This window comes from Serratia sp. X10, from assembly GCF_017811775.1.
Classification (GTDB): domain Bacteria; phylum Pseudomonadota; class Gammaproteobacteria; order Enterobacterales; family Enterobacteriaceae; genus Serratia; species Serratia ureilytica.
This window is the reverse complement of sequence record NZ_JAEIOH010000002.1, coordinates 938,223-964,754: the sequence shown is the minus strand read 5'-3', so window position 1 is coordinate 964,754 and position 26,532 is coordinate 938,223. Positions and strand designations below refer to the sequence as shown.

At 56.5% G+C, this 26,532-nt stretch carries 23 protein-coding genes; 8 read left to right on the top strand and 15 right to left on the bottom strand.

Annotated elements, in window-relative coordinates; genetic code table 11:
• The first annotated feature begins 25 nt into the window (after positions 1–25).
• The gene (locus J9788_RS10015; protein WP_182264334.1) at positions 26–1,033 is read left to right on the top strand and encodes a substrate-binding domain-containing protein; all 1,008 of its coding nucleotides are present in this window, start codon (positions 26–28) and stop codon (positions 1,031–1,033) included.
• A 142-nt stretch (positions 1,034–1,175) separates the two neighbouring features.
• Here J9788_RS10015 and J9788_RS10010 read toward each other — a convergent pair whose 3' ends face one another.
• Positions 1,176–1,739 carry a TetR/AcrR family transcriptional regulator gene (locus tag J9788_RS10010; RefSeq protein ID WP_042784698.1) on the bottom strand — a complete coding sequence of 188 codons (564 nt, stop codon included), beginning with the start codon at positions 1,737–1,739 and terminating at the stop codon, positions 1,176–1,178.
• Positions 1,740–1,867: 128 nt separating this feature from the next.
• On the opposite strand from J9788_RS10010, the gene smfY reads away from it, so the two are divergent.
• Together smfY and J9788_RS10000 are read left to right on the top strand one after the other, a co-directional pair.
• Positions 1,868–3,340 carry a multidrug efflux MFS transporter SmfY gene (smfY, locus tag J9788_RS10005; RefSeq protein WP_182264333.1) on the top strand — a complete coding sequence of 491 codons (1,473 nt, stop codon included), beginning with the start codon at positions 1,868–1,870 and terminating at the stop codon, positions 3,338–3,340.
• 200 nt (positions 3,341–3,540) lie between these two features.
• Positions 3,541–4,032 (top strand): Dps family protein, encoded by a 492-nt coding sequence (locus J9788_RS10000; RefSeq protein WP_019452735.1) that lies wholly within the window; start codon positions 3,541–3,543, stop codon positions 4,030–4,032.
• 46 nt (positions 4,033–4,078) lie between these two features.
• Here the strand turns inward: J9788_RS10000 and J9788_RS09995 are convergent, their stop codons facing one another.
• Entirely contained in the window at positions 4,079–4,255 is a 177-nt protein-coding gene (locus tag J9788_RS09995) for a YciY family protein (protein WP_025159792.1), read from the bottom strand.
• A gap of 242 nt (positions 4,256–4,497) precedes the next feature.
• Between J9788_RS09995 and cls the strand changes: the two genes are divergently transcribed.
• Both cls and J9788_RS09985 read left to right on the top strand, forming a co-directional pair.
• Positions 4,498–5,958 (top strand): cardiolipin synthase, encoded by a 1,461-nt coding sequence (cls, locus tag J9788_RS09990; protein ID WP_033643295.1) that lies wholly within the window; start codon positions 4,498–4,500, stop codon positions 5,956–5,958.
• Between the two features lie 56 nt (positions 5,959–6,014).
• On the top strand, positions 6,015–6,338 hold the full coding sequence (locus tag J9788_RS09985) for an HI1450 family dsDNA-mimic protein (protein WP_004932139.1): 324 nt from the start codon (positions 6,015–6,017) through the stop codon (positions 6,336–6,338).
• 74 nt (positions 6,339–6,412) lie between these two features.
• Here J9788_RS09985 and oppF read toward each other — a convergent pair whose 3' ends face one another.
• The 7 genes from oppF to J9788_RS09950 all read right to left on the bottom strand — a co-directional run bounded on the left by oppF (position 6,413) and on the right by J9788_RS09950 (position 15,129).
• Positions 6,413–7,414, bottom strand: a complete 1,002-nt coding sequence (gene oppF, locus J9788_RS09980; protein WP_019452737.1) for a murein tripeptide/oligopeptide ABC transporter ATP binding protein OppF — start codon at positions 7,412–7,414, stop codon at positions 6,413–6,415.
• A complete protein-coding gene (locus J9788_RS09975; RefSeq protein WP_182264332.1) occupies positions 7,411–8,427 on the bottom strand; it encodes an ABC transporter ATP-binding protein in 1,017 nt (338 codons plus the stop codon). Before J9788_RS09975 ends, oppF begins: the two co-directional genes overlap by 4 nt.
• Positions 8,428–8,438: 11 nt before the next feature.
• Positions 8,439–9,347, bottom strand: a complete 909-nt coding sequence (gene oppC / locus J9788_RS09970) for an oligopeptide ABC transporter permease OppC (protein ID WP_033643297.1) — start codon at positions 9,345–9,347, stop codon at positions 8,439–8,441.
• A gap of 14 nt (positions 9,348–9,361) precedes the next feature.
• Complete coding sequence (gene oppB / locus J9788_RS09965; RefSeq protein WP_004932150.1) at positions 9,362–10,282, bottom strand: oligopeptide ABC transporter permease OppB; 921 nt, start codon at positions 10,280–10,282, stop codon at positions 9,362–9,364.
• 82 nt (positions 10,283–10,364) lie between these two features.
• Positions 10,365–12,002 (bottom strand): oligopeptide ABC transporter substrate-binding protein OppA, encoded by a 1,638-nt coding sequence (gene oppA / locus J9788_RS09960; RefSeq protein WP_046898918.1) that lies wholly within the window; start codon positions 12,000–12,002, stop codon positions 10,365–10,367.
• Between the two features lie 149 nt (positions 12,003–12,151).
• Positions 12,152–13,789 carry an ABC transporter substrate-binding protein gene (locus J9788_RS09955; RefSeq protein WP_046898917.1) on the bottom strand — a complete coding sequence of 546 codons (1,638 nt, stop codon included), beginning with the start codon at positions 13,787–13,789 and terminating at the stop codon, positions 12,152–12,154.
• 695 nt (positions 13,790–14,484) lie between these two features.
• A complete protein-coding gene (locus J9788_RS09950; protein WP_015378089.1) occupies positions 14,485–15,129 on the bottom strand; it encodes a YchE family NAAT transporter in 645 nt (214 codons plus the stop codon).
• 529 nt (positions 15,130–15,658) lie between these two features.
• On the opposite strand from J9788_RS09950, the gene adhE reads away from it, so the two are divergent.
• Positions 15,659–18,331, top strand: a complete 2,673-nt coding sequence (adhE, locus tag J9788_RS09945) for a bifunctional acetaldehyde-CoA/alcohol dehydrogenase (RefSeq protein ID WP_046898916.1) — start codon at positions 15,659–15,661, stop codon at positions 18,329–18,331.
• Between the two features lie 119 nt (positions 18,332–18,450).
• Here adhE and J9788_RS09940 read toward each other — a convergent pair whose 3' ends face one another.
• Positions 18,451–19,035, bottom strand: a complete 585-nt coding sequence (locus tag J9788_RS09940; protein ID WP_033650224.1) for a thymidine kinase — start codon at positions 19,033–19,035, stop codon at positions 18,451–18,453.
• A 703-nt stretch (positions 19,036–19,738) separates the two neighbouring features.
• Between J9788_RS09940 and hns the strand changes: the two genes are divergently transcribed.
• A complete protein-coding gene (hns, locus tag J9788_RS09935) occupies positions 19,739–20,146 on the top strand; it encodes a histone-like nucleoid-structuring protein H-NS (RefSeq protein ID WP_004932170.1) in 408 nt (135 codons plus the stop codon).
• Positions 20,147–20,333: 187 nt separating this feature from the next.
• Here hns and J9788_RS09930 read toward each other — a convergent pair whose 3' ends face one another.
• The 5 genes from J9788_RS09930 to rssA form a co-directional block, all read right to left on the bottom strand.
• Positions 20,334–21,344, bottom strand: a complete 1,011-nt coding sequence (locus J9788_RS09930; protein WP_182264331.1) for an NAD-dependent epimerase — start codon at positions 21,342–21,344, stop codon at positions 20,334–20,336.
• Positions 21,345–21,353: 9 nt separating this feature from the next.
• Complete coding sequence (locus J9788_RS09925) at positions 21,354–22,697, bottom strand: UDP-glucose/GDP-mannose dehydrogenase family protein (RefSeq protein ID WP_042784706.1); 1,344 nt, start codon at positions 22,695–22,697, stop codon at positions 21,354–21,356.
• 43 nt (positions 22,698–22,740) lie between these two features.
• On the bottom strand, positions 22,741–23,658 hold the full coding sequence (gene galU, locus J9788_RS09920; protein ID WP_033650221.1) for a UTP--glucose-1-phosphate uridylyltransferase GalU: 918 nt from the start codon (positions 23,656–23,658) through the stop codon (positions 22,741–22,743).
• 214 nt (positions 23,659–23,872) lie between these two features.
• The gene (gene rssB, locus J9788_RS09915; RefSeq protein ID WP_004932178.1) at positions 23,873–24,886 is read right to left on the bottom strand and encodes a two-component system response regulator RssB; all 1,014 of its coding nucleotides are present in this window, start codon (positions 24,884–24,886) and stop codon (positions 23,873–23,875) included.
• 103 nt (positions 24,887–24,989) lie between these two features.
• Positions 24,990–25,892: a patatin-like phospholipase RssA gene (rssA, locus tag J9788_RS09910; protein WP_046898912.1), complete on the bottom strand. Its 903-nt coding sequence runs from the start codon at positions 25,890–25,892 to the stop codon at positions 24,990–24,992.
• A 118-nt stretch (positions 25,893–26,010) separates the two neighbouring features.
• On the opposite strand from rssA, the gene J9788_RS09905 reads away from it, so the two are divergent.
• Positions 26,011–26,475, top strand: a complete 465-nt coding sequence (locus tag J9788_RS09905; RefSeq protein WP_046898911.1) for a YchJ family protein — start codon at positions 26,011–26,013, stop codon at positions 26,473–26,475.
• The last annotated feature ends 57 nt before the right edge of the window (positions 26,476–26,532 follow it).

The following is a 26,532-nucleotide window of genomic DNA, read 5'->3' as shown; positions in this document are numbered from 1 at the left end:
GACCCAACTCTACCAGGAGAAAACCATGAATAAGACCAAGATAGCGTTGTTTGCCTCTGCCATGCTGTTCGGCAGCCTGTCGGCTGCTCAGGCCGCCCCGGTTAAAATCGCGGTATTGATGTACGGCAACAAAGCCGAGTTCGTGCAATTGATGGAACGGTTCGGGAAAGAACACCCGGCGGTGAAAAGCGGCGAAGCCGTGCTGACCTTCTACGATGGGCGTTATGATGCCTCGGTGCAAAACGATCAGGCCGCCACCGCTATCCAGACGCGCGCCGATGCCATTATCGTCAACCCGATGGATTTTGAGGCCAATATCGATATCGTCACTAATGCCAACGAAGCCAAAATTCCGGTAGTGGTCACCAACGCGCGCCTGAACACGGACGCGATGACGTCTGAAGTGGTGTCTAATGACGAGCTGGGCGGGTATCTGGAAGCCAAAGCCGTACTGGACAAACTCGACTGCAAGAACCATAAGGTGAACGTGGTGATTATCGAAGGCCCGAAAGGCGGCAGCGGCGAGATCCAGCGCGGCAAGGGCAATGACAAAGCGATTGCCGAGTGCGGCGCCGGCCAGGTCACCGTACTTGAACGCAAAACGGCCAACTGGTCGCGCGCTGAAGCGCAGCCGCTGATGGAAAACTGGCTGCAGAAACATCGGGGTAAAATCAACGGCGTGATTGGCCAGAACGACGAGATGGCGCTGGGCGCGATTGAAGCGATTAAAGGCGCCGGCCTGAATGTTAAGGACTTCGCGATCGCTGGCGTGGACGGCGTTTCCGACGCGATTCATGCGGTGCAGGCCGGTGAAATGGTCTCCATCCTGCAAGACGCCAAAGGCCAGATGCAGGGTTCCATCGACGTCGCATTGCGCGCCGTGAAAGGTGAAAGCTATCAACCACAGTCGGATATCTGGAAACAATACGCCAAGGATCTGAAATGGGAAGGCGGCACGCAGAAGCATTACTACATTCCGTGGACCATCGTCACCGCAGAGAATGCCCAGCAACTGTTGGACGCGCGCAAGTAATGTCCGGCGCCCCCTGCACTCAGGGGGCCTTTGCTCCGAAGCTTGCCGCAGGCAAAAAAAAGCCAGCACGGAGGGGCTGGCTAAAAAGTTCTTCGAGGGAATATCTTGTGCGATAAACATACGCCTTTCGCCGCACGCTTTACTAGCTATCAGTGCGATAGGCGCTGCCCGTTAAAATCAACGCCTGCATATCGGCGAACATCGTTTCCCATTCCGCCTGGCCGATATCCATCAAACCGAAATAACGCAGCATAAAGGCGCCTTCGGTGGCCAGAAACGCCAGCCGCGCGCGCTTGCCCTCTTCAGTAGTCAAATCCAGCCCGGCGATGCGGCTGCGGTACCATTCGCGCGTGCTCGCCAGATGCTCCGGCGTTTGAATCAGCGTCGCCATCAATCCGGCGGCCTTGGCGCTGGCGGTCTGATCCGAACTTTGGGTAGCCAACATATGTGCCCGCACGCCGGTCTGCGGCGAAGGATCGTCGCCGGCGATCTCCGCGAACAGCGTTTCATAGGCGCTGCCCCAGCGATCGAACATGGCGTCGATCAGGGCGTCTTTGCTGCCGAAGCAATACTGCACCCCGCCCTTGGAGATCCCCATCGCTTTGGCGACGGCGTCGATGGTCAAACCGGCGGCGCCCTGGGTGGCGACGATCTCTTCGGCGGTGTCCAAAACCTTGTCGCGATCGATGCTGCGTTGACGTCCCATTAAGAAACCCTTCTTTTCAATACGAACGTATGGATATATATTATCAACCAGTATACCACCCGGCGCCGCCGGAGGGTTACCGCAATGGCGGCGCCTTCGCGCCGCCCACGTAAACTGGATTATGACTTATGTACGCCAAGAATCGCTGGTTGATCCTGACGATGGTCGCCAGCGCCCTTTTCCTGATTGTTATCGACATGACGGTGCTCTATACCGCGCTGCCACGTTTAACCCAGGCGCTGGACGCCAGCGCCTCGCAGAAACTGTGGATCGTCAACGCCTACCCGCTGGTGGTCGCCGGGCTGCTGCCCGGCGCCGGCATGCTGAGCGACCGCGTCGGCCATAAGCGGCTGTTTCTCACCGGGCTGCCGGTGTTTGCCGTCGCTTCGCTGTGCGCCGCCTTTTCGCCCACCGCCGAGTGGCTGATCGCCGCACGGGTGTTCCTCGCCGTTGGCGCGGCGATGATGATGCCCGCCACGCTGTCCATCGTGCGCCACGTCTTTACCGACGAACGCGAGCGCGCGCTGGCGATCGGCATCTGGGCCTCGGTGGCCTCCGGCGGCGCGGCCATCGGCCCGGTGGTCGGCGGCCTGCTGCTGGAGTATTTCTGGTGGGGATCGGTGTTCCTGATCAACGTACCGGTGGTGTTGCTGGTCTGGCCGCTGGCGTGGAAACTGATCCCCCGCTGCGGCGGCGATAACCCACGCCCCGCCGATATCGTCGGCTCGGTGCAGATCATGATCGGCCTGGTCGGCGCTATCTATGCGCTGAAGGAACTGAGTAAGCCGGCGCCTGACGTCAGCGCGTTGCTCGCAGCGGCCCTGATCGGCATCCTGTTCCTGGCGCTGTTCGTGCGTCGCCAGCAGCGCAGCGCCCACCCGATGATCGATTTCTCCCTGTTCCGCAACCGGCTGTTCGCCGGCGGCATCGGCGTGGCGCTGCTGTCGATGGTGGCCCTGATCGGCGTCGAGCTGGTGCTCAGCCAACGCCTGCAGCTGGTGCTCGGCCTCAGTCCGCTGCAGGCGGCGCTGTTCATCTTGCCGATCCCGCTGGCCTCGGCGCTGGCGGGGCCGATGGCCGGTTTACTGTTGCCGCGCTATGGCGAACGCAGCATCATCCTCGGCGGTTTCGCCCTGACCGCCTTCGGCATCGCCGCCCTCGCCCTGCTGTATCAGAGCGGCATAGCGCTGCAGCTGGTGAGCCTGGCGCTGGTGGGCTTCGGCCTCGGCGGCGTGATCACCGCGGCCTCTACCGCCATCATGCTGAACGCGCCGGAGGAGAAGTCCGGCATGGCGGCGTCGATCGAGGACGTTTCCTACGAGCTGGGCGGCGTGCTGGGCGTGACGCTGCTCGGCGGGTTGATGACGGCGGTCTACAGCCATAGTCTGGCGCTGCCGGCGGAGCTGCCGGTCAGCGAGTTGGCCTACGACAGCATCGACGAGGCGTTGCGCCTGGCGGCCGGGATGGCGGCCGATCGCGCACAGCAGTTGACGCAGTTGGCGCGTTTGGCCTTCGATCGCGCGTTTATCATGGTGCTGATCGCCGCCGCGCTGTTAATGGCGCTGGGCGCCGGCGTGGTAAAACTGGCGCTGCGCAAGTAACCGATAAAAGCGGCTTTTTTCGCCTGCGGATCCTGCGTAAACTGATTCGGCAATTTGCTCGACGGATTTATCGTCATCGGTTTGAGCGATGACAATGATGCCTGCTATCGTGTTTAACCCTGCGATAAATCCGGTTACTGTAACAGCTATGGAAATTGATTCTGTCTACCCTTGGAACGAATAATCAGGAGAAGATTATTATGGCAACGGCGAAGAAAGCAGCGAAAACCCATATCGGCCTCGACAGTAAACAATCGGCAAAACTCGCCGAAGCGCTAAACGCGCTGTTGGCGAATTATCAGGTGCTGTATATGAACGTGCGCGGCTATCACTGGAATATTACCGGCCCGCAATTCTTTGAGCTGCACGCGAAATTCGAAGAAACTTACAACGATCTGCTGACCAAGGTGGATGAGCTGGCGGAACGCATTCTGACGCTGGGCTCGCAGCCGCGCCACGCTTACAGCGACTATCTGAAAACCGCCGATATCAAGGAACACACCAACGTGACCGATGATAAGGGCACGCTGCGCGGCCTGTTGGAAGGGTATTCAATCTTGCTGCAGCAGCAGCGTGAACTGCTGACGGTCGCGGCGGACGCCGGCGACGAAGGCACCGCGTCGCTGATGAGCGATTACATCAAAGAGCAGGAAAAACAGGTCTGGATGCTCAACGCCTACCTCGGCAAATAAACCCAGGCGCCATAACAAAACAGTCCCTCACGGGACTGTTTTCGTTTTACCACTCGCAGGATACCGCAAACAGCAGCGCGCGCCGATGCTGATCGTCCAGGCGACGGCGCACCCGGATAATATGGCGATTGCTGCAAGACTGGCGCTCCAGCCAACGATGCCGACGGCGTTGGCTCTGCCGCAACATTCGCCAACGGCCCACTTCATTTCTACTGCGTCTCATAATTCCGTCACTCGTTCGTCTAATGCCAACCGCGGGCATTATAGCCCTTTCAGCCCGCGATCCAAGTCGCCGTTATCGGCGACATCGCAGGCGCCGCGCCGCTAAAAGCCGCCCTTTCGATTTCGGCAAGTGCCTTAACTTCATCATATTTATGTAACATAAGCGCCGATAAAAGGTTTCGCCTTGACCGATCTGTGCGTACACTCATCATTGGTGGTTTGCGAACGGGATTTTTCGCCTTTATGACAACATTTTATACCGTAATCAGTTGGCTCATGGTGTTCGGCTACTGGCTGCTGATCGCCGGCGTGACGATGCGCATTTTGATGAAACGCCGTGCGGTTCCCTCTGCCATGGCCTGGTTGCTGGTTATCTATATTCTGCCGCTGTTCGGCATCGTCGCCTATTTATCGTTCGGCGAGCTGCATCTGGGCAAGCGCCGGGCCGAGCGCGCCAAGGCCATGTGGCCGTCGACCGCGCGCTGGCTGAAAGAGCTGAAAGAGAGCCGCCGCATCTTCGCCACCGAATACAGTAAAGTCGCCGAACCCCTGTTCCAGCTGTGCAACCGCCGCCAGGGCATCGATGGCGTCAAGGGCAACCAGCTGCAGTTGCTCACCACCACCGACGACACGCTGAAAGCGCTGATCCGCGACATCGAGCTGGCACGCCACAACATCGAAATGGTGTTCTATATCTGGCAGCCCGGCGGCCTGGTCGATCAGGTGGCCGAATCGCTGATGGCCGCCGCGCGGCGCGGCGTACACTGCCGTCTGATGCTGGACTCCGCCGGCAGCCTGCAATTTTTCCGCAGCCCCTACCCGGCGATGATGCGCAACGCCGGCATCGAAGTGGTCGAAGCGCTGAAGGTCAACCTGCTGCGCGTATTCCTGCGCCGCATGGATCTGCGTCAGCACCGCAAGGTGGTGCTGATCGACAACTACATCGCCTATACCGGCAGCATGAACATGGTCGATCCACGCTATTTCAAACAGGATGCGGGCGTCGGTCAATGGATCGATCTGATGGCGCGCATGGAAGGCCCGGTGGCCACCACCATGGGCATCGTCTACGCCTGCGACTGGGAAATTGAAACCGGCAAGCGCATTCTGCCGCCGCCGCCGGACGTCAACATCATGCCGTTCGAGCAGGAAAGCGGCCACACCATTCAGGTGATCGCCTCCGGCCCCGGCTTCCCCGAGGAAATGATCCACCAGGCGCTGCTGACCGCGGTTTATTCCGCGCGCGAACAGCTGATCATGACCACGCCGTACTTCGTGCCGAGCGACGATCTGCTGCACGCCATCTGCACCGCCGCTCTGCGCGGCGTCGAGGTCAGCATCATCGTGCCGCGCGACAACGATTCGATGATGGTGCGCTGGGCCAGCCGGGCGTTCTTCTCCGAGCTGCTGGAAGCCGGCGTGAAAATCTATCAGTTCGAAGGCGGCCTGCTGCACACCAAGAGCGTGCTGGTCGACGGCCAGCTCAGCCTGGTCGGCACCGTCAATCTGGATATGCGCAGCCTGTGGCTGAATTTCGAAATCACCCTGGTGATCGACGATGACGGCTTCGGCAGCGATCTGGCCTGCGTGCAGGAAGATTACATCGCTCGCTCCAAGCTGCTGAACGCTAAAGAGTGGCTGAAGCGGCCGTTCTGGCACCGCCTGGTCGAGCGCCTGTTCTACTTTTTCAGCCCGTTGCTGTAAAAGCCGCGGCGAGCGTGCTTTAATAGCGCCAAATCATTTGTTATCAGGATTTTTTTATGGATTTGAATAACCGCCTTACCGAAGACGAAACGCTGGAACAGGCCTACGACATCTTCCTCGAATTGGCCGGCGACAATCTGGATCCGGCGGATATTCTGCTGTTCAATCTGCAGTTTGAAGAGCGCGGCGGCGCAGAACTGTACGATCCCTCCGAAGACTGGAGCGAGCACGTGGATTACGACCTGAACCCGGACTTCTTCGCCGAAGTGGTGATCGGTCTGGCGGACAGCGACGGCGAGCCGATCAATGACGTGTTCGCCCGCGTGCTGATCTGCCGCGAGAAAGACCACAAGCTGTGCCACATTCTGTGGAAAGAGTGATTCGCCGCTGGCGTCTCGGATAAAAAAAGCCCCGCTCAGTCAGCGGGGCTTTTTGTTGCCGGCTTAGCGGCGCATTACAGCGGATCGACCTTCAGGCAGGAAACCGCGTGGCGGAAACTGCCCTCCAGCAGCGGACGCGTTTTGGCGCACTCCGGCCCGGCGATCGGGCAGCGGGTACGGAACACGCAGCCGGACGGCGGGTTGATCGGCGAAGGCAGCTCCCCTTCCAACAGCTGGATCTGCTTTTCCTTCTCCTTGTCCGGATCCGGAATCGGCACCGCCGACATCAGCGCCTTGGTGTAAGGGTGCTGCGGGTTGTGGTACACCTCGTCATAGGTGCCCAGCTCCACCGCATGGCCCAGATACATCACCAGCACGCGATCGGAAATGTGCTTCACCACCGCCAAATCGTGGGCGATAAAGATCAATGACAGCCCCATTTCGCGCTGCAGCTGCTGCAGCAGGTTCACCACCTGCGCCTGAATCGACACGTCCAACGCGGAGACCGGCTCGTCGCAGATCACCAGCTTCGGTTCGAGGATCAGCGCGCGCGCGATGCCGATACGCTGGCACTGGCCACCGGAGAACTCGTGCGGATAACGGTTGATCAGATTAGGCAGCAGGCCGACCTTCAGCATCATCGCCTTGACCTTGTCCTTCACTTCCTGACGCGGCATTTTCGGGTAGTAGGTGCGCAGCGGCTCGGCGATGATTTCGCCGATGGTCATGCGCGGGTTGAGCGAAGCCAGCGGATCCTGGAAGATCATCTGGATATCGCTGCGGGTTTTGCGCCAGTCGGCGTCGCTCATGCCCAGCAGATCTTTACCCAGCCAGGCGACGCGCCCGCTGGTGGCCTTCACCAGGCCGATGATGGCGCGCGCGAAGGTGGATTTGCCGCAGCCGGATTCGCCGACCACGCCCAGGGTTTCCCCTTCGAACAGCCGCAGCGTAACGCCGTCGACCGCCTTCAGGGTTTTCGGCGGCTGCCAGAACCACTGCTTGTCGTCATGAATGTCGAAGTGCACTTTCAGATCGGCCACTTCGAGCAGCACTTTCTTGTCGGTTACCGCTGTCATACCAACGCCTCCACCGGTTTAAAGCAGGCGCGCAGGCGCCCTTCCCCAAATTGCTCCAACGGCGGAGCGCTCGCGCACTGTTCCATGGCGTACGGGCAGCGCGGCTGGAACGGGCAGCCTTTCGGCAACCGCAGCAGGTTCGGCGGGTTGCCGGGAATGGTCAGCAACGCCTCGCCTTCGGCGTCGAGACGCGGCACCGCGTTCAACAGACCGATGGAATACGGGTGGCTCGGCTGGTAGAACACCTCGCGCGCGCTGCCGTATTCCATGGTGCGGCCGGCGTACATCACCAGCACCTTGTTGCAGATGCCGGCCACCACGCCCAGATCGTGGGTGATCATGATGATGGCGGTGTTGAACTCGCGTTTCAGCTCGTTGAGCAACGTCATGATCTGCGCCTGGACGGTCACGTCCAGCGCGGTGGTCGGCTCATCGGCGATCAGCAGCTTCGGCCGGCACAGCAGCGCCATGGCGATCATCACGCGCTGGCGCATGCCGCCGGAAAACTCGTGCGGGTACATGCGCATGCGCTTGCGCGCTTCCGGCATTTTCACCGCGTCGAGCATGCGTACCGACTCGTCGAAGGCTTCGCTTTTACTCATTTTCTTATGCAGCATCAGCACTTCCATCAGCTGTTCGCCAACGCGCATATAAGGGTTCAGCGAGGTCATCGGGTCCTGGAAGATCATCGAGATTTCCTCGGCCCGCAGCTTGTTGAGCTGATTTTCCGGCAGGTTGAGGATTTCACGGCCGTTGAATTTGGCCGAGCCGCCGATGCGGCCATTGCTGGCCAGCAGCCCCATCAGGGCGAACGCGGTCTGCGATTTGCCGGAGCCTGATTCACCGACGATGCCCAGCGTTTCACCGGCGCGCAGATCGAAGTTCAGATCGTTCACCGCCGTCACGTCGCCGTCCGGAGTGGAAAACGTGACGCGCAGGTCTTTCACGTCCAGCAGCGGCGACGCTTTGACGCCGGCGGCGGTTTGCAGCTCAGGATGTTCAATGGTGCTCATGGTTGCACTCCTTAACGATCTTTCGGGTCGAGGGCGTCACGCAGGCCATCGCCGATAAAGTTGAAACAGAACAGAGTGACCACCAGGAAACCCGCCGGGAACAGCAGCAACCACGGTGAAACTTCCATTGAGTTGGCGCCGTCGCTGAGCAATGCGCCCCAGCTGCTCAGTGGCTCCTGCGTGCCCAGCCCCAGGAAGCTGAGGAAGGATTCGAACAGGATCATGCTCGGCACCAGCAGCGAGGCATACACCACCACCACGCCGAGCACGTTAGGCACGATATGCCGCAGCACGATGTTGCGCGTGGAGACGCCGCACACCAGCGCCGCTTCAATGAACTCCTTGCGCTTCAGGCCAAGGGTTTGCCCGCGCACGATACGCGCCATATCCAGCCACGACACCATGCCGATCGCCACGAAGATCAGCAGGATATTCTGACCAAAGAAGGTCACCAGCAGGATAACGAAGAACATGAACGGGAAGGAGTTGAGGATCTCCAGCAGGCGCATCATCACCGAGTCGACCTTACCGCCCAGATAGCCGGACATCGCGCCATACAGGGTACCCACCACTACCGCCACCAGCGCGGCGGCTACGCCGACCATCAGCGAGATGCGCCCGCCGATCGCCACGCGCACCAGCAGATCACGCCCGGAGGAGTCGGTGCCGAAGTAGTGCCCCGATTCCATGCTCGGCGCGGCGGACATCATCGCCCAATCCGTATCGTCGTAAGCAAATTGCGACAGCATCGGCGCCAGCACCACAAACAGCGTGATCAGCGCCAGAATAAACAGGCTGCCGACCGCCGCGCGGTTGTGCATAAAGCGCCGACGCGCGTCTTGCCACAGGCTGCGCCCTTCCACTTCCAGCTTCTCGCTGAAGTGCTCCAGAGCTTCGCTGTTCTTTTTAGTCAACATCATTCGCGTGCTCCAGATTAATAACGGATTTTCGGATCGATGACCGCATACAGCACATCGACTATCGCGTTGAACAGAATGGTCAGAGCGCCCACCAGAATGGTCAGGCTCAACACCAGGGAGTAGTCGCGGTTCAGCGCGCCGTTAACGAACAGCTGGCCGATCCCCGGCAGACCGTAGATGGTTTCGATCACCATCGAGCCGGTGATGATCCCGACGAACGCCGGGCCCATGTAGGACAGTACCGGCAGCAGCGCCGGCTTCAGCGCGTGGCGGAAAATGATGCGGCGCATCGGCAAACCTTTGGCGCGCGCGGTGCGAATGAAGTTGGAGTGCAGCACTTCAATCATCGAGCCGCGCGTGATACGGGCGATGCTGGCGATATAGGCCAGCGACAGCGCCACCATCGGCAAGATGATGAACTTAGGCGCGCCACCGTTCCAGCCGCCGCCCGGCAGCCATTTCAACGTAATCGCGAAGATCAGCACCAACAGCGGCGCCACCACGAAACTGGGTATCACCACCCCGGTCATGGCGAACCCCATGACCGTATAGTCCCATTTGGTGTTTTGATTCAACGCCGCGATCACGCCGGCGCTAACGCCCAGCACCACCGCCAACAGAAACGCGGCCAGGCCGAGCTTGGCGGACACCGGGAAAGAACTGGCCACCAAATCGTTGACCGAATAGTCCTTGTATTTAAAGGACGGGCCGAAGTCTCCCTGCGCAAGCTGCGCCAGATAATGACCGTACTGTTTCCAGATCGGGTCGTTCAAATGGTATTTGGCTTCGATATTCGCCATGACTTCCGGCGGCAATGCGCGTTCCCCGGTAAATGGACTGCCGGGCGCGAGGCGCATCATGAAGAATGAGATGGTAATAAGGATAAATAGTGTCGGGATCGCTTCCAACAAGCGACGAAGTATAAATTTCAGCATTGCCCTAACCCTGTGCGACAGCCTGATGACGGCTTATTATTCTCAACATGGGCCGGCGGCTGCGCCGCCGGCTCTTACCGTATCAATGCTTGATGATGTACAGGTTTTTGTCGTACACGTTATCAAGCGGGTCTTTGCCGGTGTAGCCACCGACGTAAGGTTTCACCAAACGGGCGTTCACATAGTAATACAGCGGAACGATGGCGGAATCTTTATCCAGCTGCACTTCCGCTTTCTGATACAGATCGGCGCGCTCGTCTTTGGTCTTCGCGGTCAACACGTTGGCCATCAGCTTGTCGAACTCGGCGCTCTTGTAGTGCGGGGTGTTACTGCTGCTGTCGGACAGCATCATGTTCAGGAACGAGCTCGGCTCGTTGTAATCGGCACACCAGCCGGCGCGCGCCACGTCATAGGTCCCCTGATGGCGGGTATCCAGGAAGGTTTTCCACTCCTGGTTCACCAGCTTCACGTCCACGCCCAGGTTTTTCTTCCAGATGGAGGCGGCGGCGATCGCCAGCTTCTTGTGCAAGTCGGAGGTGTTGTACAGCAGGGAGAAGGTCAGCGGTTTACCCGGGCCGTAGCCGGCGTCCGCCAGCAGTTTCTTCGCCACTTCGTTGCGTTTTTCCTGCGTCCAGCCGAACCATTCCGGCGGGGTCAGCTTGGCGCCGTCGGTGTATGGCGGCGTAAAGCTGTAGGCCGGCAGATCGCCCTGGTTTTTCACCTTGTTGACGATAATGTCGCGGTCCATGCCCAGCTTCAGCGCTTCACGCACGCGCGCATCGGTGAACGGCGCCTTCTGGTTGTTGATTTCGTAGTAGTAGGTGCACAGATAAGGATCGACGTGCACCTCTTTCGGGATCTCTTTCTTCAACTTCTGGAACAGTTCGATCGGCATGTTGTTGTAGGTCATGTCGATTTCACCGGTGCGGTAGCGGTTAACGTCGGTCACTTCCGACGAAATAGGCAGGAACGTCACTTTATTGATGATGGTTTTGGCGTTATCCCAATATTCCGGGTTACGTTCCAGTACGATACGTTCGTTGACAATCCAGTCTTTCAGTTTGTAAGCGCCGTTGCTGACATAGTTGGCCGGCAGCGTCCACTTCTCGCCAAACTTCTCTACCGCGTCCTTATAGACCGGTTTCATGGCGTAGTGCGGGGTCATTTCAACCAGATAAGGCACCGGCTCGCTCAGGGTCACCTGGAAGGTGTGGTCGTCGATAGCCTTCACGCCCAGCGTCGACTTGTCTTTTTTACCGGCGATGATGTCATCGACGTTTTCTACGTGGGCGTACTGCAGGTAGCTGGCGTAAGGCGACGCGGTTTTCGGATCCACCACGCGCTGCCAACTGTATACGAAATCTTGCGCCGTCACCGGCTTGCCGTTGGACCATTTGGCGTCTTTACGCAGGTGGAAGGTCCAGACTTTGAAATCCTTGTTATCCCAGCTTTCCGCGACGCCCGGCACGATGGAACCGTCCGGGCTGTTGTTCGCCAGGCCTTCCATCAGATCGCGGGTCACGTTGTTTTCCGGCACGCCCTCGATTTTATGCGGGTCAAGCGACTGCACTTCGGAACCGTTGTTTTTGACGATTTCTTGCTTGTCGGCCAGTTGCACGCCTGCAGGAACGTCGGCCGCGAAGGCGGAGGTGGTTGCTGTGATGCCGAGTGCGGCGATGACGCCGGCGGCAATGAGGGTTTTCTTCGTGATGTTGGTCATACTTATCGACTCCAGTTTTTTATTATCACAGGCTCTTCGTGGAACCTGCGTTGCCCGTAAGCGGACTCTGTTTTCCCGCCGCTGCGGAACGAATGCGGCGGCGGGCCTTCCCCATATTCCCCTGCGGTTCAGCGTGAGGAATACCCCTTTTACTGCTTGATGATGTACAGATTTTTAACGTCGGTATAGTCCAGCGGATCTTTGCCGGTGAACCCGCCTACCGTCGGTTTGATCAAACGCGCACTGACGCGGTAATACACCGGAATCAATGCGGAGTCTTTGTCCAACTGCGTTTCCGCCTGTTGGTAGAGCGCGGCGCGCGCGGCTTCATCCGGCGCCTTCAGCGTGGCGGCCATGATGGCGTCGAACGCCGGGCTCTTGTAAAACACGGTGTTGATGCTGCTGTTGGACAGCACCAGGTTCAGGAAGGCGCTCGGCTCGTTGTAATCCCCGCACCAGGTGGCGCGCGCCACGTCGTACTGCCCCTGATGGCGGCTTTCCAGCGAGGTCTTCCACTCCTGGTTGCGCAGCGTGACGTCGGCGCCGAGGTTCTTCTTCCACATCGATGCGGCGGCGATCGCCTGCTGTTTGTTTTGATCGGAGGTGTTGTACAGCAGCGAGAATTTCAGCGGCTTGGCGGCGCTGTAACCCGCTTCCGCCAGCAGTTTTTTGGCTTCGGCGTTGCGCTGTTCCTGGCTCCAGCCGGCCCACGCGGGCTGCGTGAAGTTGGCGCCTTCGGTGAAGGTCGGCGTGAAGCTGTAGGCCGGGATCTGCCCCTGGCCCATGATTTTGTTGGCGATAATGTCGCGATCCAGCGTCATCTTCACCGCCGCACGCACCCGCGGATCGGTGAACGGCGCCCGCTGGTTATTGAGTTCGTAATAGAAAGTGCACAGATAAGGGTTAACGTGCAGTTGATCGGGCACTTCGCGCTTCATTTTGACGTACAGGTACGGCGGAATGGCGCTGTTGGTGATATCGATCTCGCCGCTGCGGAAGCGATTGACGTCGCTGACTTCAGAAGCGATCGGCAGGAAGGTCGCCTGGTTGATCACCGTCTGCTTGTTATTCCAGTAGCTCGGGCTGCGCTCCAGCACAATGCGCTCGTTCACCACCCACTCTTTCAGGCGGTAAGCGCCGTTGCCGACATAGTTAGCGGGCAGCGTCCATTTGTCGCCGAATTTCTCCACCACCGCGCGTTTGACCGGTTTGAGCGACGTGTGGCTCAGCATGCTGATGAAATACGGCACCGGTTCGCTCAGGGTCACCTGCAGCGTTTGATCGTCCAGCGCCTTGACGCCGAGCGTTTGCGGGCTCTTTTTGCCGGTCAGGATGTCGTCGATATTCTCGACTTTGGTGTACTGCAGGTAACTGGCGTAGGGCGAAGCGATTTTCGGATCGGCCAGGCGCTGCCAACTGTAGACGAAGTCTTGCGCGGTGACCGGGCTGCCGTCGCTCCACACCGCGCCGGGGCGCAGGTGGAAGGTCCACTGCCGATAATCCTGGTTTTCCCAACTCGCCGCTGCCGCCGGTACCACATGCCCGTTGGCGTCGGTGCTCACCAGCCCTTCCAGCAGGTTAAGAATGATATTGCTTTCGGGTACGCCCTCGACCTTATGCGGATCCAATGAAGCCACTTCGCTGCCGTTGTTGATGACAATATTCTGCTGCTGCGCCAATTGGACGCCGGCCGGAACCTCCGCCGCCAAACTGCTATTTACGGCAATGACGCTCAACGCGCCGCTAATCAACAAGGTCAAAGAAGTGCGCTTCAGGGTTTGCTGCATAATCGAGGCTCCTTTTCACCGACAAGCATCGCTTATCGAAGTTTGTGAAGTGTTTATAAGAATTCTAAATAAACGGATACCAGCAAAAATCATTCCCGTTTTTATGGCGCATTTCAGTTAATTGACCACGGGAAAGTTGCTCGGAAATTAGCAGAAGCCAAATTCCATAGCCAATAAATTTTACAAAAATGTTAAGCAATTCTCTTTTATCGCACCAATCCCGATCCAGCCCTTGTGATGAAGGGCAAGGGAAAACATAAAAATAACCTTGATTTTAAAGGATAAAACTCAAAATTAGTTTCATTTGAAACTGTCGATGCAATCCCGTCGCCGCACAAAGAAACATTCAGTTAACAAACTAGCCATTCAAAGAACAAACACCTGCCTACAGGCGGTTAATCACTAATAACACCTGGATGAAAGTGAGACAAGCCCCACAGAATGATGTGATTAATTTAACAACAGCTTTACCGTTTAACGAGGAGAAAACGCGCGGAAATGGGGAAAGAAAAGTGTCTGAAATAACGCTTAGCGTTTTTTTTAAGCAGCAACATGAGATTTATGCAACATAAGAGTGCAATGGCATAAATTTTATTCATCTTGTGCACTATAATAATGCGAACCAATAAATAATTTAACTTTTAAAATTAATTTTAGCCGCGCTCAAAGACAGAGGCGCGGCCAAGCGAGAGCGATTACAACAGGCCGGGGAATATCGCCTTAATGCCGGTAACGATAAATTCGATCCCGAGCGCCATCAGCAACAGGCCCATGATACGGGTGATCACGTTGATGCCGGTCTGCCCAAGCAAACGCACCAACAGCGGCGCGGCGCGGAACAATAACCAGCAGCAAAAAGCGAATAAGGCGATCGCCACCGTAAAGCCGAGCAGGCTTTGCCAATTGTGATAACGAGAACTCCACACGATGGTGGAACTGATCGCCCCCGGCCCCGCCATCAACGGCAGCGCTAACGGCACCACGCCGATGCTTTCGCGGATCGCGCTCTCCGATTTCTCCTGTTTGTTCTGCTTGTCTTCTCCCAGCTTGCCGCTGATCATCGACATGGCGATGGTCACCACCAAAATACCGCCGGCGATGCGGAACGAATCGATGGAGATGCCGAACATCCGCAAGATCCCTTCACCCAGGAACAGCGATGTCCATAGAATGATGGCAACCGACAGGTTGGCGGTCAGGTTGGTTTTATTGCGCCCCGCTTCCGCCTGGTAGCTGGTCATGCTGATAAACACCGGCAAGATGCCCACCGGGTTGACCAGCGCAAACAGACCGACAAAGAACTTGATAAAGCCGGAAAGATCCAACAGAGATTGGCCCACAGATGGCTCCGCGTTAATTGCTGTAAAGGTGTGCTGACTATGCGCGCTAATGTAATGGAATTGCCGCGGGTAATCCATCCGGCCAGAGCAGCATTTTTGACTGCCAGCAAGTTAGGCAACAAAACAAATGCCCTTTGTTAAAGTGATGTATGGCCTTTTGATTTTTTATGTTGAAAAAAGAGTCACCGATCACAGTTATTGAGAATCACTCTCAAAAACACCAAGCTGAAAGGTGTCAGCTTGCACTTTTCATGATTTAGATCACAAATCAACTACTCAACAGTGGGTAAGCTCTTAGTCGTAGTCAGGGAGTAGAACAAAGTAGGCTGCAGCATCGCCGGTTCCGTTCTCCTCACTGCCTGCCCCTCCGGTTGGCGTAGGGTAAAGCTCTTTAAGCAAATCAGCAGCATGCGAAGAAATAACGCGGGAGGACCCCGGTATTCTCATCACCGCTTATCCCCGTTACGACTATACTAGTGGCTCGCACGGCTTATTTACTGAAAGAGTTTAACATTATCAGGAGAGCATTATGGCTGTAACGAATGTCGCTGAACTGAACGAGCTTGTCGCACGTGTCAAAAAAGCCCAGCGCGAATATGCCAACTTCACTCAAGAGCAAGTGGATAAAATCTTCCGCGCTGCCGCCCTCGCCGCTGCTGATGCCCGTATCCCGTTGGCCAAAATGGCCGTCGAAGAATCCGGAATGGGTATCGTCGAAGACAAAGTGATCAAAAACCACTTCGCTTCCGAGTACATCTACAACGCCTATAAAGATGAAAAAACCTGTGGCATCCTGTCTGAAGATGACACTTTCGGTACCATCACCATCGCCGAACCTATCGGCCTGATTTGCGGTATCGTTCCTACCACCAACCCAACTTCTACCGCGATCTTCAAAGCGCTGATCAGCCTGAAAACCCGCAACGGCATCATCTTCTCGCCGCACCCGCGTGCGAAGAATGCCACCAACAAAGCCGCCGACATCGTGCTGCAAGCCGCTATCGCCGCCGGCGCGCCGAAAGACATCATCGGTTGGATCGACCAACCTACCGTCGAGCTGTCCAACCAGCTGATGCACCACCCTGACATCAACCTGATCCTGGCCACCGGTGGCCCGGGCATGGTGAAAGCCGCCTACAGCTCCGGCAAACCGGCAATCGGCGTAGGCGCCGGTAACACGCCGGTCGTGGTGGACGAGACCGCAGACATCAAACGCGTGGTCGCCTCTATCCTGATGTCCAAAACCTTCGACAGCGGCGTTATCTGCGCTTCCGAACAGTCGGTCATCGTCGTTGACGCTATCTATGATGCGGTACGCGAGCGCTTCGCTTCCCACGGCGGCTATCTGCTGCAGGGCAAAGAACTGAAGGCGGTGCAGGACATCATCCTGAAAAACGGCGGCCTGAACGCGGCCATCGTCGGGCAATCCGCGCCGAAAATCGCCGAGATGGCGGGCATTAAAGTGCCGGCCAACACCAAAGTGCTGATCGGCGAAGTGAAGCTGGTCGACGAGTCCGAACCTTTCGCCCATGAAAAACTGTCGCCAACGCTGGCGATGTACCGCGCCAAAGACTTCGAAGACGCCGTCGCCAAAGCCGAAAAACTGGTCGCCATGGGCGGTATCGGCCATACCTCCTGCCTGTACACCGACCAGGATAACCAAACGGCTCGCATCGCCTACTTCGGCGATAAAATGAAAACGGCTCGCATCCTGATCAACACCCCGGCGTCTCAGGGCGGTATCGGCGACCTGTACAACTTTAAACTCGCGCCTTCGCTGACGCTGGGTTGCGGTTCCTGGGGTGGTAACTCCATCTCTGAAAACGTCGGACCTAAGCACCTGATCAACAAGAAAACTGTAGCGAAGCGAGCAGAAAACATGTTGTGGCATAAACTTCCGAAATCGATCTACTTCCGCCGTGGCTCGCTGCCAATCGCGCTGGAAGAAGTGGCGACCGACGGGGCGAAACGCGCCTTCATCGTGACCGACCGTTTCCTGTTCAACAACGGCTATGCTGACCAGATCACCAAGGTTCTCAAGTCACACGGCATCGAAACCGAAGTGTTCTTCGAAGTGGAAGCCGATCCGACGCTGAGCATCGTGCGTAAAGGCGCCGAGCAGATGAACTCCTTCAAACCGGACGTCATCATCGCGCTGGGCGGCGGCTCGCCGATGGACGCCGCGAAAATCATGTGGGTGCTGTACGAACATCCTGAAACCCACTTCGAGGATCTGGCGCTGCGCTTCATGGACATCCGCAAGCGTATCTACAAGTTCCCGAAAATGGGCGTCAAAGCGAAGATGATCGCTATCACCACGACGTCAGGCACCGGTTCGGAAGTCACACCATTCGCCGTCGTGACCGACGACGCCACCGGGCAGAAATACCCGCTGGCCGACTATGCGCTGACCCCGGACATGGCGATTGTCGACGCCAACCTGGTGATGAACATGCCGAAATCCCTGTGCGCCTTCGGCGGCCTGGATGCGGTGACCCACGCGCTGGAAGCCTACGTGTCGGTGCTGGCGAACGAATACTCTGACGGCCAGGCGCTGCAAGCGTTGAAACTGTTGAAAGAGTATCTGCCGGCCAGCTATAAAGAAGGCGCGAAGAACCCGGTTGCCCGTGAACGCGTGCACAACGCCGCCACCATCGCCGGTATCGCTTTCGCCAACGCCTTCCTCGGGGTTTGTCACTCTATGGCACACAAACTGGGTTCGGAGTTCCACATTCCGCACGGCCTGGCTAACGCGATGCTGATTTCCAACGTCATTCGTTACAACGCGAACGACAACCCGACCAAGCAGACGGCCTTCAGCCAGTACGACCGCCCTCAGGCGCGCCGCCGCTACGCTGAAATCGCCGACCACCTCGGCCTGAGCGCGCCGGGCGACCGCACCGCGCAGAAGATTGAGAAGTTGCTGGCCTGGCTGGACGAGCTGAAAACCGAGTTGGGCATCCCAGCCTCCATCCGTGAGGCGGGTGTGCAGGAAGCCGACTTCCTGGCGAAAGTCGACAAGCTGTCGGAAGACGCTTTCGACGACCAATGCACCGGCGCCAACCCACGCTATCCGCTGATTGCCGAACTCAAGCAAATCATGCTGGATACCTTCTATGGCCGCGAATTCAGCGAAACGGTGGAAGAGGAAGCAGCTGCACCGGTCGCAGCCAAAACCGCGGTAAAGAAGTCCAAGAAATAACGGTTCCGTGAACCGATGAAAAAACCCGCCGAATGGCGGGTTTTTTATTGCGCCTGGCGCGCGTTTTTTCTTATCCCGCCGCCAAAACGCCTCAGCGGGCGCTGGCGGCATTTTCTCCCCTACTCCAGGGAGTGAATCGCCTCTTTATAATGCTTGCGACAGACGGAGACATAGCTCTCGTTACCGCCAATCACCACCTGCTCGCCGGCGTGCATCGCCTTGCCATTCTCATCCAACCGCAACACCATGTTGGCTTTACGCCCGCAGTGACAGATGGTTTTCAATTCCACCAGTTTATCGGCCCAGGCCAGCAAATATTGGCTGCCGGTAAACAACTCGCCGAGAAAATCGGTACGCAAGCCGTAACACAATACGGGAATGTCCAGTTGGTCCACCACATCGCATAATTGCTCAACCTGCGCTTTGGTCAGGAATTGGCTTTCATCCAGCAGCACACAATGCACCGGTTGCTGTTGATGCTCTTGCTGGATCATGGCGTACAGCATCGAGTCGTTGTTATAGAGCTGGGCCTGCGAGGATAAACCAATGCGCGAACTGACTTTGCCTACGCCAAAGCGGTGATCAATCTCCGCGGTGAACACCAGCGTGCGCATACCGCGCTCTTGATAGTTATATGAAGACTGTAGCAGCGCGGTGGACTTGCCGGCATTCATCGCAGAGTAATAAAAATAAAGTTGAGCCATGGCCCCGCAACTCCGATGGTATAAGAAATATTCAAAATGTTGATTAGGACGGTAAGTGTACCATAACCCGCCCCCCGGCTCAGCCCAAAGCGAACGAATATTGCGTTCGCCGTAATAATGCGCTTTCAAGCGAAACATATCGTTCTGTCGGCCCGTTCTTTTTACAGCTATTTACAGGATAATGTATGCCTGTCATCACTATTAATTCTTGCTAATGGTTAAGCCCGGTGATTTGCCCATTAATGCCGACTTGCCCATTCCCTGTCGCTGGCGCTGCAGCCGCGGCGGAGCCCCCGTCTATTATACACGAGCCCAATTCCGGGCATTTAATCACCTGCGCCGACGCGCCAAGGTTAACTGACGCAATCTTTACCTATATACCCCTATTGTTTACAATGTCTGACCTGCCGTGGCGTGATTAAGCCCACAGAACTCATTGTAATATTGATATAAATTACTACGATAACTTATCGATGAAAGCCTTGTGATACGCGCCTTTTAAAGCCTTTCTGCTGAAATTTTGACTTAAGCGTGCCAAGGGTAATAGTTAACAGCCCTTCCTATTATTAGTCGGACTGATCCGATTAACGGTTTTTTTAAAGGTAAATTTGAGTATTCAAGCCAATTTGGCTATTGCAGAAAAGAAAAGAGCACTCTATTATTATCGAGACGCCCCCCACCAATATAATTTGAGACTAGGACAATGAGCGAAGCATTAAAGATTTTGAACAACATCCGCACTCTGCGCGCCCAGGCAAGAGAATGCACACTGGAAACGCTGGAAGAAATGCTCGAGAAACTGGAAGTTGTTGTGAACGAACGTCGCGAAGAAGACAGCCAGGCTCAAGCAGAAATCGAAGAACGCACTCGTAAACTGCAGCAATACCGCGAAATGCTGATTGCTGACGGTATCGATCCAAATGAACTGCTGCAAACCATGGCTGCCAACAAGGCTGCCGGCAAAGCAAAACGTGCAGCACGTCCAGCTAAATACCAATATAAAGACGAAAACGGCGAACTGAAAACCTGGACCGGCCAAGGCCGTACTCCTGCGGTGATTAAGAAAGCAATCGAAGAGCAAGGTAAATCTCTGGATGATTTCCTGCTGTAATAGCGATTCAGTCCGTATCTGAAAGGCCCCCTGCGGGGGGCCTTTTCATTTTTAGAGCGTATAACCCTGCTCCCGTCATTCCTCTCTCCTTTTAGTAAATATCCTAATTCGCTTTTGCGCCGTACATGAGATCGCAGCGAAAAAAAGGGACCCAAAGGCCCCTTCTATCGCATTTATCCGCGTTCAATTATTGAACCTGATAGAATGCCTTATACCAGTCAACAAAGCGCTTCACGCCCTCTTCAACGCTGGTTTCCGGTTTAAAGCCAATGTCACGATAAAGCTCTTCCGTATCCGCGCTGGTATCCATCACATCGCCCGGTTGCATCGGCAGCATATTCTTACGGGCCGTCACCCCCAATGCCTGCTCCAGAGCGCTGATATATTCCATCAGTTTAACGGGGGTGTTATTGCCGATATTATAAACGTGATACGGCGCTGAACTGGTTGCCGGCGATCCTTGTTCAACGGTCCATGACGGATCCGCCTGCGGAATAACCGCCTGCAACCGCACTATCGCCTCGGCGATGTCATCGATGTAAGTAAAATCTCGGTGCATTTCACCGTGGTTATATACGTCGATGCTCTCCCCGGCCAATATGGCTTTGGTAAACTTGAACAGCGCCATATCCGGGCGCCCCCAGGGACCATATACCGTAAAGAACCGCAGTCCGGTCGTCGGGAGACCGTATAAATGGGAATAGCTGTGTGACATCAGCTCGTTGGCTTTTTTAGTCGCCGCATACAGTGACACCGGATGATCGACAGAATCTTCGGTGGCGAACGGCAGCTTGCGATTCAGGCCATATACCGAGCTGGAGGAGGCGTAAAGTAAATGCTCAACCTTATTATGGCGGCAGCCTTCCAAAACGTTTAAATGACCGATCAGGTTGGCATCTGCATAAGCCAACGGATTGACCAGCGAATAACGTACGCCGGCTTGAGCCCCCAAATGAATGACTCGTTGGAACTGATGCTCGGCAAACAATGCCGCCATGCCTTCACGATCGGCCAAATCCAGCTTGATAAAGCGGAATCCCGGCTTATCCGCCAGTCGATCCAGACGGGCCATTTTCAGGCCCACGTCATAATAATCATTCAGGTTATCAATGCCGACAACCTGATGACCGGCGGTCAACAAACGCTCTGCAACGTGATAGCCAATAAACCCTGCGGCGCCTGTAACCAGGAATTTCATGCTCACTCCTTAAATAACCGGTTTAATCGAGGCGCCGCGGCCAATTGCGTAATAGGTAAAGCCGCGATTTTCCAAACGCTCCGGATCGTACAGGTTACGGCCATCGAAGATCACCGGCTGCTTCAACGCGCCCTTGATCACATCGAAGTCCGGCGCGCGGAAGTTCTGCCATTCGGTGCAGATCACCAACGCATCGGCGCCGTGCAATGCAGCCTCTTTGGTGCCCACCAGCTTCAAATCGTCACGCTGTCCATAGATGCGCTGAACTTCGTTCATCGCCTCCGGATCGTAGGCTTGAACGGTGGCGCCGGCGGCCCACAGCTGTTCCATCAGCACGCGGCTGGAAGCTTCACGCATGTCATCGGTATTCGGCTTGAACGCCAGTCCCCACAGCGCGAAGGTTTTGCCCTTCAGATCGCCGCCGAAGTAGTCGTTGATAAAGCTGTTCAGCTTGTCTTTCTGCTGATAGTTGACCTGCTCTACCGCCTGCAACAGCTTCGGTTGGTAACCGATCTGCTCCGCCGTACGGATCAGCGCCTGGACATCTTTCGGGAAGCAAGAGCCGCCGTAGCCGCAACCCGGGTAGATGAAGTGATAGCCGATGCGTGAGTCGGAACCGATGCCCTGACGCACTTTCTCAATGTCCGCGCCCAGCATTTCCGCCAGGTTGGACATTTCGTTCATAAAGCTGATCTTGGTCGCCAGCATGCAGTTAGCGGCATATTTGGTCAGCTCCGCGCTGCGGATATCCATCATGATCATACGATCGTGATTGCGGTTAAACGGTTCGTACAGCTCGCGAATAGGCTCGATCACATCTTTATTGTCGGTACCGATCACGATGCGCTCAGGACGCATGCAGTCTGCCACCGCCGCGCCTTCCTTCAGGAATTCCGGATTGGATACCACGTCAAACGGCACGTTGCTGCCGCGTTTCGCCAGCGTTTCAGCCATCACCTGACGCACCTTGTCCGCCGTACCGACCGGTACGGTGGATTTGTCGATCACCACTTTGCGATCGGTCATGTGCTCGGCGATAGTGCGCGCCACCGCGGTGACATACTTCAGGTCGGCGGAACCGTCTTCATCCGGCGGCGTGCCGACGGCAATGAACTGGATAGTCCCGTGCGCCACGCCCGCTTTGGCATCGGTGGTGAAATGCAGACGGCCGGCCTCATAGTTTTGCTGCACCAGCGGCGTCAGACCCGGTTCGAAAATCGGGATATTCCCTTTTTTCAGGTTTTCGACTTTTCGCTCATCGACGTCAATACACATAACGTCATGGCCTACTTCAGCCAGTACGGCGGCCTGCACCAGCCCCACATAACCAATACCAAAAACTGTTACTTTCATGTGAAAATCCTAGTTTTTCAAATTAAGACGAAAGATCACTCAATCACTTCTTGTCAGCGGCAACAACCTGTTGCAGCCACTGAGAAAATTCTTTGCCCAGGCTGGCATGGCGCATACCGTATTCCACGAAGGCCTGCATGTAACCCAGTTTGTTACCGCAGTCATGGCTCACGCCTTTCAGGTGATACGCTTCCACCGTTTCCTGCTGCATCAGCATTTCGATGCTGTCAGTCAGCTGAATTTCGTCGCCGGCGCCCGGAGGCGTTTTCGCCAACAGCGGCCAGATATCGGCGGACAGCACATAACGACCGACAATCGCCAGGTTGGAAGGCGCTTTCTCCGGCGACGGCTTCTCGACCACGCTGACCATCGGCGCGCTTTCGCCCGGATGCAATTCGACGCCCTTACAGTCGGCTACGCCGTAGTTGCCAACATCTTTATGCGGCACAGGTTCAACCATGATCTGGCTGATGCCGGTGGTTTCGAAGCGCTGCAGCATGTCGTGCAAGTTGTCTTTTTTCGGATCGGCGCTGTATTCGTCAAGGATCACATCCGGCAACACCACCGCGACCGGCTCATCACCCACCATCGGGTAGGCGCACATAATCGCGTGCCCCAAGCCTTTGGCATTCCCCTGGCGGACTTGCATCACGGTAACGCCCTTCGGGCAGATTGACTGCACTTCATCGAGCAGTTGACGCTTGACGCGTTTTTCCAGCATCGCTTCCAGTTCGAAACTGGTATCAAAATGGTTTTCGATCGAGTTCTTGGAGGAGTGGGTGACCAGCACAATCTCGTTAATCCCTGCCGCAATGCACTCATTGACGACGTATTGGATCAGCGGTTTATCAACCAGCGGCAACATTTCTTTCGGAATGGCTTTGGTGGCCGGCAACATCCGCGTACCCAAGCCTGCAACCGGGATCACGGCTTTTCTGACTTTGCGATTTACAGCAGGCATTATTTCCTCTCTTAAAGCTGAAGCGCTCATTTTATGAGCTTGGGATCGATATAAAAAAAACCTTCGGAGTATACCAGCTTATGCGCGCCTGGCATTAACCAGAACACAAATAGAAAACATTTAGGACTATTACCCGTTCTGATAATCGGGAGAAAAAATAAACGGTTTAATTACCGATAAGTGAATAGCTTAAGATATCGCCGATCAACGTCCATTATTCGGCGCTGAGCATCAGCCGCAATCGGCCGCCGCTGCCCCATACCTGACATTGCCAGGCCGTACAGCGTTGACTGATCTGGTTCATGTAGGTGGCGCCCAGCGTGCCCAACGGCACGCCGTTGCTCAGCTGAATTTGATTGTCGCCGGTATTGACGTTGGCATGCAGCCCGGCGGAAACCAGAATCAGGTTTTTATTTTCGGCATGATAATATCCCAGCAACAGCGGGAATTGGCCGTCTAATTTCCCCTGCCGCAATAATTGATTAACCTGCTTTAACAATGCCGACATTTGCGGCAGGCGATGTTGTTGATTAGCCAGATGGTCTTGCAGCAACCCATTAAATAATGCGCGCAACAGCAGCGCCGCCAATACGCCATTATCACCGGCGCGCGTGACGTCCAGGCAATAGAACGCCAGGTCTTTTTCTGACAATGCCGCGATATCCAGCACCAGCCCGGGATTTTCGCCCGTGGTTAACTGGCGATAGTTGATCCGGCAATGCGCAATGGTTTGCTGCACCGGCGGCTGCAATTGCTTAAGCAGTTTGACGGCTTCGGAAGGATTCTTGCTCAGCGCGTCCCAATCCTGAAACAGCTCAACCTCTTCAATCGCCTGGGAGGTGAACATATTGGGGTATAAACACGCCAGCACCGCCTCACGCAGGCGATTGAGATCGGTCAGCGGCTTCAGCAGCACATCCTGTACGCCCAAACGCAGCACCTTGGCGATGTCCGCCATCTTGTCGGTAGCCGAGATCACCAGCACCGGGATCTGCAGCCCCTGCAGACGCAGGTGTTCAACGAATTCGATGCCGCCCATTTCCGGCATTGCGAGATCGCACAGAATCAGATCCGGCTTGAAGTCATCGACGGCACTCAGCGCCTGTAAACCGTTGGTCGCCTCGCCGGTTTCAGCGCCCAGCGAGGTCAGATAACCGACCAGCACGGAACGAAAAACCTGTTCGTCCTCAACGATCAAGATACGCTTGTGAGTGAGTGGTAATGCCATCAGCCGAGCCTCGTCCCTTTCCATAGTGTAATAGTGGCTCAAAAAGGTCACTTATGCTCGTCTGAAACAGACCAACCGCGCATTGCCAACCAAGAACCGAGAATTATCTATTTTTTATCAACGGCAACAACCGATCCAGTTGTTTTTCAACCGCCAGCAACCCCGCCGCGATCGCTTCATCGGCGCGGTGGAAATCCAGCGTTGAGATTTGCGGGCAAAAAGGCTGGATCAAAACGTCCGGCGGATCGCTCGCCATCCGGTTGCGCTTCAGGCGATTTTCCAGCATTTGAATCGATGCGCTCATAATCTCCATCGCCGTCGGCGCCGTCGTCGGTTTGCGCTTGCGCATTCTGCCGACACGCTCCCGCAGGCGCCCGCGCCAGGTCTCCGCAGGCGTATCGTCCAGGCTTTCGTCCTCGCCGCGTATCGAGAACAGATCCTGCTGCATCAGATGCGCGTCATGCTGCAGATCGACCGCAATGACAATATCGGCGCCCAGGGCCCGGCAGAGCGACACCGGTACCGGATTGACCACCGCGCCGTCCACCAGCCAATAGCCGTCGGCCCACACTGGCGCCAATAGGCCTGGCATGCTGCAAGAAGCGCGCACCGCCTGATGAATATCGCCTTCGGTCAGCCACAGTTCGCGGCCGGTGCTGAGATTGGTCGTCACGGCGCCGAACTTCAGCGCACATTCGGCAATATCATTGATCTTCAACAGTTGCCCGACGGCATTGAACACCCGATCGCCGCGCAACAAACCGCCGCGCTGCCAGGAAAAATCCATCAGACGAATGACGTCCCAATAGCTGAACGACCGCACCCACTGCTCCATCACCGGCAAACGGTGACTGGCGAATGCCGCCCCCACCAACGCGCCGACAGAGCAGCCGGCAACGATATCGACCTCAATCCCCAGTTTCTTTAACGCATTGATCACGCCGATGTGCGCCCAGCCTTTAGCCGAGCCCGCTCCCAGCGCCAGTCCGATCTTGATTTGCCGCATAGCGCCATCCTCTCGGTAAAAGGTGTTCTCTGCTTTCAGGGTAGATTGTCACTGACGAATATTGTTAGGTAACATATGCGCTAAATTCATTTTCAGCCTCGTTTTCTCAGGAGTTATTTTGCCCGAATCATGCCCATGCGGCAGCGGACTGGCGTATAACGCGTGCTGCGCCCCTTTTATCAGCGGCAGTCAGCCGGCGCCGACGCCCGGCCAACTGATGCGTTCACGCTTCACCGCCTACGTGAATCATAACGTCGACTATCTGATCGCCACCTGGCACCCCGACTGCGGCGCCGAAGCATGGCGCACTGCGATCGTCGACAGTTTCAAAAACACCGAATGGCTGGGCTTGACGATCGTCGAGGAGCAAACCGGCCATGAGCCGGACGAAGGCTTCGTCGAATTCATCGCCCGCTTCACCGATGGCGAAAGCGGCGAGCCCCAGGCGATGCATGAGCGCTCACGCTTCCTTCGTCGCGATCAACGTTGGTATTATATCGACGGCAGCAAACCCCAGCCCGGCCGAAATGCGATATGTCCCTGCGGCTCCGGGAAAAAATATAAGAAGTGCTGCGGGCGCTAACCGGCCGCGCTTCACGTTAACGCCTGCGCAGACAGGCCGTTCAGTATCAGACAGGAT

Bases quoted from the DNA above. Each gene is read 5' to 3' on its own strand.
- J9788_RS10015 (WP_182264334.1), top strand. From the start codon at position 26: ATGAATAAGACCAAGATAGCGTTGTTTGCCTCTGCCATGCTGTTCGGC.
- J9788_RS10010 (WP_042784698.1), bottom strand. From the start codon at position 1,739: ATGGGACGTCAACGCAGCATCGATCGCGACAAGGTTTTGGACACCGCC.
- smfY (WP_182264333.1), top strand. From the start codon at position 1,868: ATGTACGCCAAGAATCGCTGGTTGATCCTGACGATGGTCGCCAGCGCC.
- J9788_RS10000 (WP_019452735.1), top strand. From the start codon at position 3,541: ATGGCAACGGCGAAGAAAGCAGCGAAAACCCATATCGGCCTCGACAGT.
- J9788_RS09995 (WP_025159792.1), bottom strand. From the start codon at position 4,255: ATGAGACGCAGTAGAAATGAAGTGGGCCGTTGGCGAATGTTGCGGCAG.
- cls (WP_033643295.1), top strand. From the start codon at position 4,498: ATGACAACATTTTATACCGTAATCAGTTGGCTCATGGTGTTCGGCTAC.
- J9788_RS09985 (WP_004932139.1), top strand. From the start codon at position 6,015: ATGGATTTGAATAACCGCCTTACCGAAGACGAAACGCTGGAACAGGCC.
- oppF (WP_019452737.1), bottom strand. From the start codon at position 7,414: ATGACAGCGGTAACCGACAAGAAAGTGCTGCTCGAAGTGGCCGATCTG.
- J9788_RS09975 (WP_182264332.1), bottom strand. From the start codon at position 8,427: ATGAGCACCATTGAACATCCTGAGCTGCAAACCGCCGCCGGCGTCAAA.
- oppC (WP_033643297.1), bottom strand. From the start codon at position 9,347: ATGATGTTGACTAAAAAGAACAGCGAAGCTCTGGAGCACTTCAGCGAG.
- oppB (WP_004932150.1), bottom strand. From the start codon at position 10,282: ATGCTGAAATTTATACTTCGTCGCTTGTTGGAAGCGATCCCGACACTA.
- oppA (WP_046898918.1), bottom strand. From the start codon at position 12,002: ATGACCAACATCACGAAGAAAACCCTCATTGCCGCCGGCGTCATCGCC.
- J9788_RS09955 (WP_046898917.1), bottom strand. From the start codon at position 13,789: ATGCAGCAAACCCTGAAGCGCACTTCTTTGACCTTGTTGATTAGCGGC.
- adhE (WP_046898916.1), top strand. From the start codon at position 15,659: ATGGCTGTAACGAATGTCGCTGAACTGAACGAGCTTGTCGCACGTGTC.
- J9788_RS09940 (WP_033650224.1), bottom strand. From the start codon at position 19,035: ATGGCTCAACTTTATTTTTATTACTCTGCGATGAATGCCGGCAAGTCC.
- hns (WP_004932170.1), top strand. From the start codon at position 19,739: ATGAGCGAAGCATTAAAGATTTTGAACAACATCCGCACTCTGCGCGCC.
- J9788_RS09930 (WP_182264331.1), bottom strand. From the start codon at position 21,344: ATGAAATTCCTGGTTACAGGCGCCGCAGGGTTTATTGGCTATCACGTT.
- J9788_RS09925 (WP_042784706.1), bottom strand. From the start codon at position 22,697: ATGAAAGTAACAGTTTTTGGTATTGGTTATGTGGGGCTGGTGCAGGCC.
- galU (WP_033650221.1), bottom strand. From the start codon at position 23,658: ATGCCTGCTGTAAATCGCAAAGTCAGAAAAGCCGTGATCCCGGTTGCA.
- rssB (WP_004932178.1), bottom strand. From the start codon at position 24,886: ATGGCATTACCACTCACTCACAAGCGTATCTTGATCGTTGAGGACGAA.
- rssA (WP_046898912.1), bottom strand. From the start codon at position 25,892: ATGCGGCAAATCAAGATCGGACTGGCGCTGGGAGCGGGCTCGGCTAAA.